Source organism: Aquibium pacificum, from assembly GCF_040839445.1.
Taxonomy (GTDB): domain Bacteria; phylum Pseudomonadota; class Alphaproteobacteria; order Rhizobiales; family Rhizobiaceae; genus Aquibium; species Aquibium pacificus.
Genome location: NZ_JBDPGJ010000008.1, coordinates 62,693 through 75,790, shown reverse-complemented (window position 1 = coordinate 75,790; position 13,098 = coordinate 62,693). Strand labels below are relative to the sequence as shown.

Sequence of the window (13,098 nt, the reverse complement as noted above, 5' to 3'; positions counted from 1 at the left end):
CATGAGTGAATGGCCAATCCTTTCCACGGTCACCTTCCTGCCTCTGGTCGGCGCGTTCCTGATCCTGCTGATCAAGGACGAGGGACAGGCCGCGCGGCGCAACATCCGCAACGTCGCGCTGTTCACCACCGCGTTCACCTTCGTCCTGTCGCTGTTCGTCTGGGCGGCGTTCGACTATTCGAACCCGGGTTTCCAGCTCGTCGAGAAGATGGAGTGGCTGGACTCCGGCATCTCCTACCACATGGGCGTCGACGGCATCTCCATGCTGTTCGTCATCCTGACGACCTTCCTGATGCCGCTCTGCATCCTGGCCTCCTGGGTATCGGTGGAGAAGCGCGTCAAGGAATACATGATCGCCTTCCTGATCCTCGAGACGCTGATGATCGGCGTCTTCACGGCGCTCGACATCGTGCTGTTCTACGTCTTCTTCGAGGCCGGCCTCATCCCGATGTTCATCATCATCGGCGTGTGGGGCGGCAAGCGGCGCGTCTATGCGAGCTTCAAGTTTTTCCTCTACACGCTGCTGGGATCGGTGCTGATGATGCTGGCCATCATGGCCATGTTCTGGCAGGCCGGCACGACCGACATCCCGACGCTTCTGGCGCATGACTTCCCGGCCAACATGCAGACCTGGCTGTGGCTCGCCTTCTTCGCCTCCTTCGCGGTGAAGATGCCGATGTGGCCGGTCCATACCTGGCTGCCGGACGCGCACGTGGAGGCGCCGACCGCGGGCTCGGTGATCCTGGCCGGCATCCTCCTGAAGATGGGCGGCTACGGCTTCCTGCGCTTCTCGCTGCCGATGTTCCCGCTCGCTTCCGCCGACTTCGCGCCGTTGGTCTTCGCGCTCTCCGTCGTGGCGATCATCTACACTTCGCTCGTGGCGCTGATGCAGGAGGATATCAAGAAGCTGATCGCCTATTCGTCGGTCGCGCACATGGGCTTCGTGACCATGGGCATCTTCACCATGAACGAGATCGGCATCCAGGGCGCGATCTTCCAGATGCTCTCGCACGGTCTTGTCTCCGGCGCGCTGTTCCTCTGCGTCGGCGTCATCTACGACCGCATGCATACACGTGAGATCGCCGCCTATGGCGGGCTCGTGAACAACATGCCGAAATACGCGGTGGTCTTCCTGATCTTCACCATGGCCAATGTGGGCCTGCCGGGTACGAGCGGGTTCGTCGGCGAGTTTCTGACGCTGATGGGCGCCTTCCAGGCGAACACCTGGGTGGCCTTCTTCGCCACCACCGGCGTCGTCCTGTCGGCGGCCTACGCGCTGTGGCTCTACCGCAGGGTAGTCTTCGGAGCCCTGACGAAGGACAGCCTCAAGGGGCTGCTGGACCTGTCGACGCGCGAAAAGGCGGTGATCTACCCGTTGGTGGCGCTGACCATCTTCTTCGGCGTCTATCCGGCGCCCATCCTCGATGCGACCGCGGCTTCCGTGGATGCGCTCGTCGGCCAAGTGACAGCCTCGATCGAAGCCGGGCGGGCGACCGCAGCGGCTGCTCTGGCGCAGTAAGGGTCCCAGAAATGACGCCTGACCTTTCCATGAGCCTGACGCTCGCCGCACCGGAGCTGATCCTGGCGATCGGCGCGATGGCGCTTCTGATGATCGGCGTCTTCGGCGACGAGCGCTCGAACACGCTGGTTACCGGGCTCGCGGTCGCGATTCTGATCGGCGCCGGGGCGTGGATGCTGTTCTTCGGCGAGCACGGCGAAGGCTTTGATGGCGCCTTCGTCAACGATCCGTTCTCGCGCTTCATGAAGTTCCTGACGCTCGGCGGCTCGATCGTAACGCTGGTCATGTCGGTCGGCTTCGCCAAGGCGGAGCGCTTCGACAAGTTCGAGTTTCCGGTCCTCATCATGCTGTCGACGCTCGGCATGCTCTTGATGGTCTCGGCCAACGACATGATCACGCTCTATCTCGGCCTGGAGCTCCAGTCGCTGGCGGCCTACGTGATCGCCGCGATCAACCGCGATTCGGTGCGGTCCACCGAAGCGGGTCTCAAGTACTTCGTGCTCGGCGCGTTGTCTTCCGGCATGCTGCTCTACGGCATCTCGCTGGTCTACGGCTACACGGGCAACACTGGCTTCGACGCCATCACGCTGGCGCTTTCGACCGGCGAGCGGCAGCTCGGGCTGGTGTTCGGTCTGGTCTTCGTTCTGGCGGGCCTGTCGTTCAAGATATCGGCCGTGCCGTTTCACATGTGGACGCCGGACGTCTATGAAGGCGCGCCGACACCGGTCACGGCCTTCTTCGCTGCCGCGCCGAAGATGGCGGCCATGGCGCTGATCGTGCGGGTGACCATGGGTGCTTTCGAGCCCGTCGCCTTCGATTGGCAGCAGATCATTGTCTTCATCTCGATCGCGTCCATGCTGCTCGGCGCATTCGCGGCGATCGGCCAGCGCAACATCAAGCGCCTGATGGCCTATTCCTCGATTGGCCATATGGGCTTCGCGTTGGTGGGCCTGGCGGCGAATTCGTCGGCCGGTGTCCGCGGCATCGCGATCTACATGCTGATCTACCTGGTCATGACGCTCGGCACCTTCGCCTTCATCCTCGCCATGCGCCGTAAGGAAGGCAATGTGGAACAGATCGATAGCCTGGCGGGGCTCTCCAGCACCAATCCGATGATGGCCACGATCCTGACCATCCTGATGTTCTCGCTCGCCGGCATTCCGCCGCTCGCCGGTTTCTGGGCGAAGTGGTATGTGTTCCTGGCGGCGATCGATGCCGGGCTCTACGCTCTGGCGGTGATCGGCGTGCTGGCATCCGTGGTCGGCGCCTACTACTACCTGCGCATCATCAAGATCATGTGGTTCGACGAGCCGGTCGGCGGTTTCCAGCCGATGGCGGGCGAACTGCGGCTGGTGCTCGGCGCATCTGGTGCCTTCGTCCTCTTCTACGTGCTGATCGGCGGACCGATCGGAACGATGGCGGAAGCCGCGTCCAGAACGTTCTTCTGAGCCGATGGCATTTGCGCTCGCGCCCACCGCACGGCAGGACGGATACCGACTGGAAGCCTTCGAGACGATCGGTTCGACCAACGCCCATGCCCTGGAGCAGGCAAGGGCGGGCGATCCGGGACGGCTTTGGGTGGTGTCGCGCAGGCAGGAAAGCGGCCGCGGCCGCCGCGGCCGCGCCTGGGAGACACCCTCGGGCAATCTTGCCGCGACCCTTCTCCTGGTCGACTGTTGCCCTCTTTCGCTGGCGGCGACCCTCGGCTTCGTCGCCGGCCTGGCGCTCTCGGACGCCCTGAAGGCCGTCGCGCCGGAAGCGGCGGTGCGGATCGGTGCCGACGCCGGTGAGAACCGCCTTTCGGGGATGCGTTTCCAGCTGAAGTGGCCGAACGACGTGCTCGCCGACGGATCGAAGCTCGCCGGCATCCTTTTGGAATCGGCCATGCTTTCGGAGCGCCGCTTCGCCGTCGCGATCGGCATCGGCGTCAACGTCGTCGCTCATCCGTCGGACGTTCCCTATCCCGCCACGTCGCTTTCCGCGCTCGGCTCGGACGCCACGGCCGAGACCCTGTTCCTGGCTCTCTCCGACGCATGGATGCAGGCGGAACGGTCGTGGAACGGGGGCAGGGGACTGGACGCGATCCGCCGGGCATGGCTGACGCGTGCCGCCGGCCTCGGCTCGGAAGTGGCGGTGAGGGTCGAAGGAGAGGTGGTCCGCGGCATATTCGAAACGATCGACGAGGATTGCCGGTTCGTCGTGCGTGACATACACGGCGGCACAAGGCGAATCGCGGCGGGCGACGTGCATTTCGGCGCGGTCGCTTCGGCTACCGCGGTCTAGGCGAGGTAAAGGCATGGCTAAGAGCAACGGCGAGGAACTGGTCTTCGCGCCGCTGGGAGGCGTGGGCGAGATCGGGATGAACCTTGCGCTCTATGGCTTCGGCCGACCGGACGCGCGGCAGTGGATCATCGTCGACTGCGGCGTGACCTTTCCGGGTCCCGACCTGCCGGGCGTCGATCTCGTGCTGCCGGACATCCGCTTCATCGTCGAGGAAAAGAAGAACCTTCGCGGGATAGTCATCACGCATGCGCACGAGGACCACTACGGCGCATTGCTCGAACTGTGGCCGCTACTTGGCGTGCCGGTCTGGATGACGCCGTTCGCGGCCGGACTGCTGGAAGCCAAGCGGGCGTCCGAGCCCGGCCTGAAACCGAAGATCCCGGTCGAAATCTACAGGGCCGGAGACCGCTTCTCCGTCGGCCCTTTCGACATCGAGGCCGTGGCGGTCTCGCATTCGATCCCCGAACCGGTGTCGCTGGCGATGACGACTCCGCTCGGAACCATCATCCACACCGGCGACTGGAAGATCGATCCCGAGCCCGAGATCGGTCCCATGACGGACGAGGCCCGCTTCCGGGCTCTCGGTACTGCCGGGGTGATCGCGCTGATCTGCGATTCGACCAACGCCATGCGCGAGGGCGAATCGCCCTCGGAGCAGGCGGTGGGGCAGGGCCTGCGCCAGGTGATCGAAGCCGCCCCGGGCCGGGTCGCCATCACTACGTTCTCTTCGAACGTCGGCCGTATTCGCTCGGTGGTGGAAGCCGCGCGCGATGCCGGCCGGCAGGTCCTCGTGCTCGGCCGATCGCTGAAACGCGTGATCGACGTCGCCACCGAGCTCGGCTACCTGGAAGGCCTGCCGCCGTTCATCTCGGAGGAGGAATACGGCTTCATCCCGCGCGAGAACGTCGTCGTCCTGTGCACCGGCAGCCAGGGCGAGCCGCGCGCCGCGCTGGCCAAGCTCGCCCGCGACGAGATGAAGAACCTCGCGCTCTCGGCGGGCGACACGGTCGTATTTTCCTCGCGCACCATCCCCGGCAACGAGAAGGCGATCCTGGAGATCAAGAACGGGCTGATCGAACAGGGCATCCGCATCATCGAGGACGGCGAGGCGCTGGTCCACGTGTCGGGCCATCCCAGGCGCAGCGAACTGAAGAAGATGTACGAATGGGTGCGGCCGCAGGTCCTGGTGCCGGTGCACGGCGAGGCGGCGCATCTCGTCGCACAGGGGTCGCTGGGGGCCATGTCCGGCATTCCGCAGGTGGTGCAGGCCCGCAACGGCGACGTGGTGAAGCTGGCGCCGGGCGAGGCGGGCGTCGTCGACCAGGTGCCGTACGGCCGTATCTTCAAGGACGGACTGATCGTCGGCGGCGAGGACGCGGTCGGCGTGCGCGACAGGCGCAAGCTCTCCTATGTCGGCCATGTCGCGGTGAACGTCGTCCTCGACGAGAAATACGAAATGGCGGGCGACCCCGACCTGGTCGCCATCGGTCTCCCGCAAGTCGACCGCAACGGCGAGGATTTCGAGGATCTGATGCTTGATGCGGCGATCGGCGCGATTGAAAGCATACCGCGCGCCAGGCGAAAGGATCTGGACCTTGTACTGGAAGCGGTGCGTCGCTCGGTGCGCAACGCGGCGAACCAGGCCTGGGGCAAGAAGCCCATCGTCACGGTCTTCGTCACGCGCTGAGGAACAGCGCCGCCGTCTCGGAGGAAGAAGTATGCTCGGCCGTCTCAACCATGTCGCCATCGCCGTCCCAGACCTTGCCGCGGCGAGCGCCATCTATCGCGACACGCTCGGCGCGACGGTGACCGATCCCCAAGCGCTGGCGGAACATGGCGTCACGGTGGTCTTCATCGAGCTCGGCAACACCAAGGTGGAGCTTCTCGAACCGCTCGGGGAGGGATCGCCCATCGCCGCCTTCCTCGCCAAGAACCCGGGCGGCGGCATGCATCACGTCTGCTACGAGGTAGACGACATCATCGAGGCCCGCGACCGCCTGAAGTCATCGGGCGCCCGCGTGCTCGGCGACGGCGAGCCGAAGACCGGCGCGCACGGCAAGCCGGTGCTTTTCCTGCATCCGAAGGATTTTGCCGGAACGCTGGTCGAACTGGAACAGGTCTGATTCGTGACCTGGATCTCCTATCTCGCGCTCTTCTTCATCATCTGGTGGCTCGTGCTTTTCGCGACCCTGCCGTTCGGCCTGCGCACGCAGGACGACGAGGATGACGTGACGCTCGGCACCACCTCCAGCGCGCCGCGTGGGCCGCATGTACGGCGCGCCATGCTGCGCACGACGGTCGTAACGCTCATCATCAGCGGGCTGCTCTGGTACGTGACGAACCAGCTCGGATGGAGCTTCGACGACATCCCCCGCTTCGTGCCGGACTTCAACTGAGCGGCTTCTCGCGCTGGCTGAATTCCCGGCCGCAATGGATTGATTGCACAAAAAAAATGCAAGGCCGAAGCCTTGCAATTGTAACGCGTCCGATCCGTTTCCGGTGTCCGGCGGCAGCGAGTGACCGCGCCTAGATCGCATCCTCCCAAGACTTTGACCGCGTAGGGAAAACGGATTGCTCTTCCGTCCTCTCGTTTATGGCCGAACACTAGACCAAGGGTCACTGAATTGTCACGGGTTTTTTTGCTTCGCGAGCTTCAATGATGTGCTGCACTGCACAATGATAAGGCAGCCAATGTTTAATGTTATACCACTGAACTATGTTGCTCCCAGCCGGCGGATCGGGTTCCCAACATGCCACGAAATAGCTATGAAGCGCGTGCAATGAGACCGGCGCCGGACCCATCGATTCTGCGGTCTCTTCATCCCTTTCGACGGAAACCTTCATGCGGCTGTCGCGCTATTTCCTGCCTATCCTGAAAGAAAATCCCCGCGAGGCGGAAATCGTGTCGCACCGCCTCATGCTACGGGCGGGCATGGTGAGGCAGCAGGCGGCGGGCAGCTTCTCCTGGCTGCCGCTCGGCAAACGGGTGCTCGACAAGGTCTGCCGCATCATCCGCGAAGAGCAGGACAGGGCCGGGGCGCTGGAAATCATGATGCCGACGATCCAGTCGGCCGAACTCTGGCGCGAAAGCGGCCGCTACGACGCCTACGGCCCAGAGATGCTGCGGCTTCAGGACCGGCACGAGCGCGACATGCTCTACGGCCCCACGAACGAGGAGATGGTGACCGACATCTTCCGCAGCTACGTGCGATCCTACAAGGATCTGCCGCTCAATCTCTACCACATTCAGTGGAAGTTCCGCGACGAGGTGCGGCCGCGCTTCGGCGTGATGCGCTCGCGCGAGTTCCTGATGAAGGACGCCTATTCCTTCGATCTCGATTTCGAGGGCGCCAAGGCCGCTTACAACCGGATGTTCGTGTCGTACCTTCGCACCTTCACCCGCATGGGCCTACAGGCGATCCCGATGCGGGCCGATACGGGACCCATCGGCGGCGACCTCAGCCACGAGTTCATCATCCTTGCCGAGACGGGCGAGAGCCAGGTCTACTGTCACCGGGACTTCCTCTCCCTGCCGGTTCCGGGCGCAGATACGAACTTCGGCGACGACACCGAAATCGGCGGCATCGTGAAGGCGTGGACTACCCCTTACGCGGCGACCGACGAGATGCACGAGGAGGACGTCTGGTCCGGAATCGCGGAGGGTGACCGTCTGTCGGCGCGCGGCATCGAGGTCGGCCACATCTTCCACTTCGGCCAGAAGTATTCCAAGCCCATGGGCGCCAGCGTGACCGGGCCGGACGGCAAGGAGCACATCGTGTCGATGGGCTCCTACGGCATCGGTCCGAGCCGGCTTATTGCGGCGATCATCGAGGCATTCCATGACGAGAACGGCATCGTCTGGCCCGAGAGCGTGGCGCCTTTCGACCTCGCGCTGATCAACATGAAGCCGGGCGACGCCGAATGCGACCGCGTCTGCGAGGAACTCTACGCGCAACTCTCGGCGGCGGGCAAGGACGTGCTCTACGACGACACCGACCAGCGCGCCGGCGGCAAGTTCGCCACCGCGGACCTTATCGGCCTTCCCTGGCAGGTGATCGTCGGCCCGCGCGGCGTGGCCGCCGGCGAGATCGAGATCAAGAACCGCAGGAGCGGCGAACGCGAGACGGTCGCGATCGCCGAGGCCGCCACGAAGCTCGGCGTCTGCTGATGGCGCAAGCCGCAGCAACGCCGCGCGGGGCCGGCCCCTTCTCCGTTTTCGAGCGGATGGTGGCATGGCGCTACCTGCGCTCGCGCCGCAAGGAAGCGTTCATTTCCGTGATCGCGTCGATTTCCTTCGTCGGCATCATGCTCGGCGTCGCGACGCTGATCATCGTCATGGCGGTGATGAACGGCTTCCGGGCCGAACTGCTGACCCGCATCCTGGGCGTGAACGGGCACCTGATCCTGCAGCCGATGGACCGGCCGCTCGACGATTATGCCGAGGTTGCCGCGCGGCTGAATGGCGTCGGAGGCGTGCGCTATGCCATTCCCCTGGTCGAGGGACAGGTGCTTGCTTCCGGCAACGTCGGAGGCGGCACCGGCGCGTTGGTGCGCGGCATCCGCGAGGAAGACCTGAACAAGGTCGAACTGGTCGCCGACAACATCCGGCAAGGCACGCTCGACGGCTTCGAGGCAGGAGAGGGCGTCGCGGTCGGCGTGCGCATGGCCGAGACGCTCGGGCTGGCGCTTGGCGACCGTGTCACGCTGACGTCACCTGAAGGAGACGTCACGCCTTTCGGCATGACCGCCCGCCAGAAGGCCTATCCGGTCACTGCCATCTTCCAGGTCGGCATGTCCGAATACGACGCCTCGATCATCTTCATGGCGCTGCCCGAAGCGCAGCTCTACTTCAATTCGGAAGGCGCGGCACAGTCGATCGAGATCTTCGTCGACGATCCGGATGCCATCGACGACATCAAGCCGCTGATCGAGACGGCCGCGCAACGGCCGTTCTTCATGGTCGACTGGCGCCAGCGGAACCACACGTTCTTCTCCGCGCTCGAGGTGGAGCGCAACGTGATGTTCATGATCCTGACGCTGATCGTTCTCGTCGCCGCGCTCAACATCATTTCCGGTCTCTTCATGCTGGTAAAGGACAAGGGCCGCGACATCGCCATTCTGCGGACGATGGGCGCGACGCGCGGATCCGTCATGCGCATCTTCGTCATGACGGGTGCTGCGATCGGTGTGGTGGGAACGCTTGCCGGAGTCCTCCTCGGCATCGTGGTGTGCCTCAACGTCGAATCGATCCGCCAGTTCTTCTCCTGGCTCTCCGGCACCACACTGTTCAACCCGGAACTCTATTTTCTGAGTCAGCTCCCCGCAAAGATGGAAGTAAGCGAGACGGTTTCCGTGGTCCTGATGGCGCTCGTGCTGTCGTTCCTTGCGACGCTGTTTCCGGCATGGCGCGCGGCGCGCCTCGATCCCGTGGAAGCCCTGAGGTACGAATGATGGCCGAGGACGCGGCACTCGCGCTGGTCGGCGTCAGCAGGCGCTACCACGAGGGGACGAAACCGCTCGTCATTCTGGACGGGGCGGACTTCACCCTGCACCGCGGCGAGATGGTGGCGCTCGTCGCCCCCTCGGGAGCGGGAAAATCGACGCTGCTGCACACAGCGGGCTTGCTGGAGCGACCAGACGCCGGCGAGGTGATCGTGAACGGAAAGTCCTGCGGCCGCCTCTCCGACGACGACCGCACCGCCATCCGCCGCAACGAGGTCGGCTTCGTCTATCAGTTTCACCATCTCCTTCCGGAGTTCTCGGCGCTCGAGAACGTCGTCATTCCGCAACTCGTGCGGGGGCTTTCGCCGAAGGAAGCGCAGGACCGGGCCATGCAGCTGCTAGACTACATGAAGATCGGCAACCGGGCCGAACACCGCCCGGGAGAACTTTCGGGCGGCGAACAGCAGCGCGTTGCGATCGCGCGCGCGGTGGCGAACGCGCCGCTCGTCCTTCTCGCCGACGAGCCGACCGGCAACCTCGACCCGCACACGGCGGGATACGTCTTCGACGCGATGGAAGCGCTGGTGCGGCATTCCGGGCTTTCCGCGCTGATCGCCACGCACAACCACGATCTTGCCGCGCGTATGGATCGCCGCGTCACGCTGGCGGAAGGCAAGGTCGTCGACTTCTGACCCCTCAGGGCGCTTAACGCCTCATTAACCGGACTTGGCAGGAGGAGTCCGGAAGGATGGCGCTTGGGCTTGCAAATAAGAACGGAAAGAGAACATTATAGGGACATAAGCGAAACCGGGAGAACGAACATGACTGACATCGTCCAGGACGTCGCCTCGCTCGTGTCTGTGAGCCTCTTCATCATCACCATGGCCATGTGGATTGGCGCCTACTGACGGCGCCGTTCAATCTCCGACGGCCACGCCCTCTCGGCGCGGATCGGCACCGCCCTCCAGCGTCCCGTCGGCCAGGAAGGCGACTCCGTGCAGGCCGGAATTCATGTCGGTGGTCCGCACCTCGTATCCCAGCGCCTGAAGATCGTCGGCAAGTTCCGCCGCGGCGGTGCCGGCTTCGAGGTCGTAGCGCCCGAACCGGTTGGAGAAATGGGGCATCGCAAACGCTTCGCTGATGTCCATCTTCCAGTCGATCAGTCCGACGAGCGACTGGGCGACGTATGGAATGATGTTGCTGCCACCCGGCGAGCCCAGCGCAAATAGAGGCTTACCGTCGCGCAGCACGATGGTCGGCGACATGGAGGAACGCGGGCGTTTACCGGGCTCCACGCGGTTGGCCACCGCTTCCCCGTTCTCCTGTGGCGCGAAGGAGAAATCGGTGAGCTGGTTGTTGAGCAGGAAGCCCCGCGTCATCAGGCGCGCCCCGAAGCCGTTTTCGATCGAGCTGGTCATGGACGCGACGTTGCCATCGGCATCGACGATGACGAAGTGCGAAGTGGACGGGACTTCGAGTGAGACGCCGTCGAGGCGCAGTTCGGCCTTGTCCCATGGCGGATCCCCGGCTTTCGCCGCTTCGGCGGAAAGGCCATCCGGACGCTTGAGCAGCGCCGCGCGCGATTTCAGGTAGTCCGGGTTCAGCAGTCCCTTCGGCACGTCGACGAAATCGCGGTCGGCCACGTAGCGACCGCGATCGGCGAAGGCCAGTCGGGTCGCGTCGCCGATGAGCCGCCAGCTTTGCGGATCCTCGGGACCGAGGCCTTCGAGGTCGAATTCCGACAGGATGCCGAGGATCTGGCCGATGGCGAGCGCACCGGAGGAGGGCGGTCCCATGCCGCAGACGTCGAGACCACGATAGGGCGCGCAGACCGCCTCGCGCTCCTTGGCCTCGTAGTTCGCAAGGTCCTCAAGCGACAGCTTGCCGGGATTGTTGGGATGGCCCTGAACCGCCGAGACGATCGCCTCGGCGATCGGCCTCTTGTAGAAGGCATCCGCGCCTTCGGCGCCGATCGTGCGCAGTGTCTCGGCATAGGCGGGGTTGAGGAGCGCCGAGCCCTGCTGGAGAGGCGTTCCCGAACCGTCGAAGAAATAGGAGCGCGTGGACGGCTGCGCGGCAAGCAGCGGCGCGTCCTCATCGATGAGCGCGGCCAGGCGCGGCGAGACGGTGAACCCGGCCTCGGCCATGCGCGCCGCCGGTTCGAACAGTTGGGCCCAGTCCTTTTTCCCATGCCGTTCATGGATCTTCTGCATCAGGCGCACGACGCCCGGCGCGCCCACGGAGCGCCCGCCCACGACTGCCTCGAAAAACTCCATCGGCTTTCCGTCGTCGCCGATGAAGAGTTCGGGTGTGGCGGCCATCGGCGCGGTTTCGCGTCCGTCGATCGTGGTCACCTTGCCCGTCGCTGCATCGTACCAGACGAGAAACGCCCCGCCGCCGATGCCCGACGATTGCGGTTCGACGAGCCCGAGCACGGTCTGGACGACCACCAGCGCGTCCGCCGCGCTGCCGCCGTCGCGCAACACGGAAAGGCCCGCTTCCGCCGCCAGCGGATTGGCCGCGACCACCATGAATTCCCTGGCGCGGACGGCCGACTTCGCCTGCTGCCCGGTCGCGGCCTCAGGCGCCAACGCGTCGGTCGTCTGCTGCGAAAAGGCCGGTTGCGAGAACGTCAGGACGGCTGCGGCCGACACGGCGGCGAGCGTTGCGAGAACCTGCTTCATCGTTGTTCGCTCTTCTGGCTGGTGACCCTTGCGGACGATGCCGCGCCGAACACTTCCTCGAAACCCTGCTTCAGGGCGACATCCACGTCGCCCATCGTGACCGGCAGGCCGAGATCAACGAGGCTGGTGACGCCGTAACCGGAGATGCCGCAGGGAACGATGCCGGAGAAGTGCGACAGATCCGGTTCGACGTTGACGGCGATGCCGTGGAAGCTCACCCACTTGCGCAGCCGGATGCCGATCGCAGCGATCTTGTCCTCGGCGGGGATGCCGGGGGCGAGCGGCGGCCGGTCGGGCCGGACCACCCATACGCCGACCCGGTCCTCGCGCCGTTCGCCCCTGACGTTGAAGCGGGAGAGCGTGCGGATGATCCATTCCTCGAGCGCGCCGACGAAGACGCGCACGTCCTCGCGCCGGCGCTTCAGGTCGAGCATCACGTAGGCCACCCGCTGTCCGGGGCCGTGATAGGTGTATTCGCCGCCGCGGCCCGCCTGGTGGACGGGAAAACGGTCGGGCTGGATGAGGTCGCTTGGCTTGGCGCTGGTGCCGGCCGTATAGAGCGGCGGATGCTCGACGAGCCAGACCAGCTCGCCCGCGCTGCCCGCCCGGATCGCCGCCGCGCGCGCCTCCATGAAGGCCAGCGCCTCGGCGTATCCGGTCAGCCCCTCCTCCACCCGCCACTCCACCGGCGCGCTGCCGGGCAGGGGCCGGAAATCGAAGCCGAGATGGTTGCGCTGAAGCATGTGAAACGTCCTTCCGGACCACATATGGCGGCAAAGGGAGGCAAGGTCCAGCCGGCTCGCGGACACCTTGCCATTCGGATCGAGATCATACCGTTTATTGCGAAGGCTGCTCTTGTTTCCCGATAGGCGATTTGCTAAGTGCGCCGGGCCGGCAAGCTCCGGCTCCTACCACGTGCGGTCGTGGCGGAATTGGTAGACGCGCAGCGTTGAGGTCGCTGTGGGGCAACCCGTGGAAGTTCGAGTCTTCTCGACCGCACCATCCCATTTATCGGACCCCCTCGTCGCGGATTCCCCATCTCCTCGCGCCGGTTCGCGGCGACCCTCTGCCGATCGTTCCGGATGGTTCGGGGAGTTGCGGCGGAATCCGTGATCCTGTCGTCGTAGCGATCTCATCACGTAGTTCTGTACCATCCGTCCGCACCGCATC

The 13,098-nt window shown here is 64.8% G+C and carries 11 protein-coding genes and 1 tRNA gene; 10 read left to right on the top strand and 2 right to left on the bottom strand.

All coding sequences use genetic code 11. The features are described from left to right. The first annotated feature begins 1 nt into the window (after nt 1). From ABGN05_RS26515 to ABGN05_RS26475, 9 genes are all read left to right on the top strand, one after another. A complete protein-coding gene (locus ABGN05_RS26515; RefSeq protein WP_367957041.1) occupies nt 2–1,519 on the top strand; it encodes an NADH-quinone oxidoreductase subunit M in 1,518 nt (505 codons plus the stop codon). 11 nt (nt 1,520–1,530) lie between these two features. Further along, nucleotides 1,531–2,967 carry an NADH-quinone oxidoreductase subunit NuoN gene (gene nuoN / locus ABGN05_RS26510; protein ID WP_367957040.1) on the top strand — a complete coding sequence of 479 codons (1,437 nt, stop codon included), beginning with the start codon at nt 1,531–1,533 and terminating at the stop codon, nt 2,965–2,967. A 4-nt stretch (nt 2,968–2,971) separates the two neighbouring features. After that, nucleotides 2,972–3,802 (top strand): biotin--[acetyl-CoA-carboxylase] ligase, encoded by an 831-nt coding sequence (locus tag ABGN05_RS26505; RefSeq protein WP_367957039.1) that lies wholly within the window; start codon nt 2,972–2,974, stop codon nt 3,800–3,802. 13 nt (nt 3,803–3,815) lie between these two features. Then, nucleotides 3,816–5,489, top strand: coding sequence for a ribonuclease J (locus tag ABGN05_RS26500; RefSeq protein ID WP_367957038.1), 1,674 nt, complete (start codon nt 3,816–3,818; stop codon nt 5,487–5,489). Between the two features lie 31 nt (nt 5,490–5,520). Further along, nucleotides 5,521–5,925, top strand: coding sequence for a methylmalonyl-CoA epimerase (gene mce, locus ABGN05_RS26495; protein ID WP_367957037.1), 405 nt, complete (start codon nt 5,521–5,523; stop codon nt 5,923–5,925). A gap of 3 nt (nt 5,926–5,928) precedes the next feature. After that, on the top strand, nt 5,929–6,198 hold the full coding sequence (locus ABGN05_RS26490; protein ID WP_367957036.1) for a DUF1467 family protein: 270 nt from the start codon (nt 5,929–5,931) through the stop codon (nt 6,196–6,198). Between the two features lie 446 nt (nt 6,199–6,644). Continuing rightward, a complete protein-coding gene (gene proS, locus ABGN05_RS26485) occupies nt 6,645–7,970 on the top strand; it encodes a proline--tRNA ligase (protein WP_367957035.1) in 1,326 nt (441 codons plus the stop codon). After that, nucleotides 7,967–9,253 (top strand): lipoprotein-releasing ABC transporter permease subunit, encoded by a 1,287-nt coding sequence (locus ABGN05_RS26480; RefSeq protein WP_373695990.1) that lies wholly within the window; start codon nt 7,967–7,969, stop codon nt 9,251–9,253. Before proS ends, ABGN05_RS26480 begins: the two co-directional genes overlap by 4 nt. Continuing rightward, nucleotides 9,253–9,936 (top strand): ABC transporter ATP-binding protein, encoded by a 684-nt coding sequence (locus ABGN05_RS26475; RefSeq protein WP_373695989.1) that lies wholly within the window; start codon nt 9,253–9,255, stop codon nt 9,934–9,936. Before ABGN05_RS26480 ends, ABGN05_RS26475 begins: the two co-directional genes overlap by 1 nt. A 225-nt stretch (nt 9,937–10,161) precedes the next feature. Here ABGN05_RS26475 and ggt read toward each other — a convergent pair whose 3' ends face one another. Both ggt and lipB read right to left on the bottom strand, forming a co-directional pair. Further along, on the bottom strand, nt 10,162–11,928 hold the full coding sequence (gene ggt / locus ABGN05_RS26470) for a gamma-glutamyltransferase (protein WP_367957032.1): 1,767 nt from the start codon (nt 11,926–11,928) through the stop codon (nt 10,162–10,164). Next, nucleotides 11,925–12,671, bottom strand: a complete 747-nt coding sequence (gene lipB, locus ABGN05_RS26465) for a lipoyl(octanoyl) transferase LipB (protein WP_367957031.1) — start codon at nt 12,669–12,671, stop codon at nt 11,925–11,927. The genes ggt and lipB overlap by 4 nt, the downstream gene beginning before the upstream one ends. A 174-nt stretch (nt 12,672–12,845) precedes the next feature. Between lipB and ABGN05_RS26460 the strand changes: the two genes are divergently transcribed. After that, a tRNA-Leu gene (locus ABGN05_RS26460) sits at nt 12,846–12,930 on the top strand. Nucleotides 12,931–13,098: the final 168 nt, after the last annotated feature.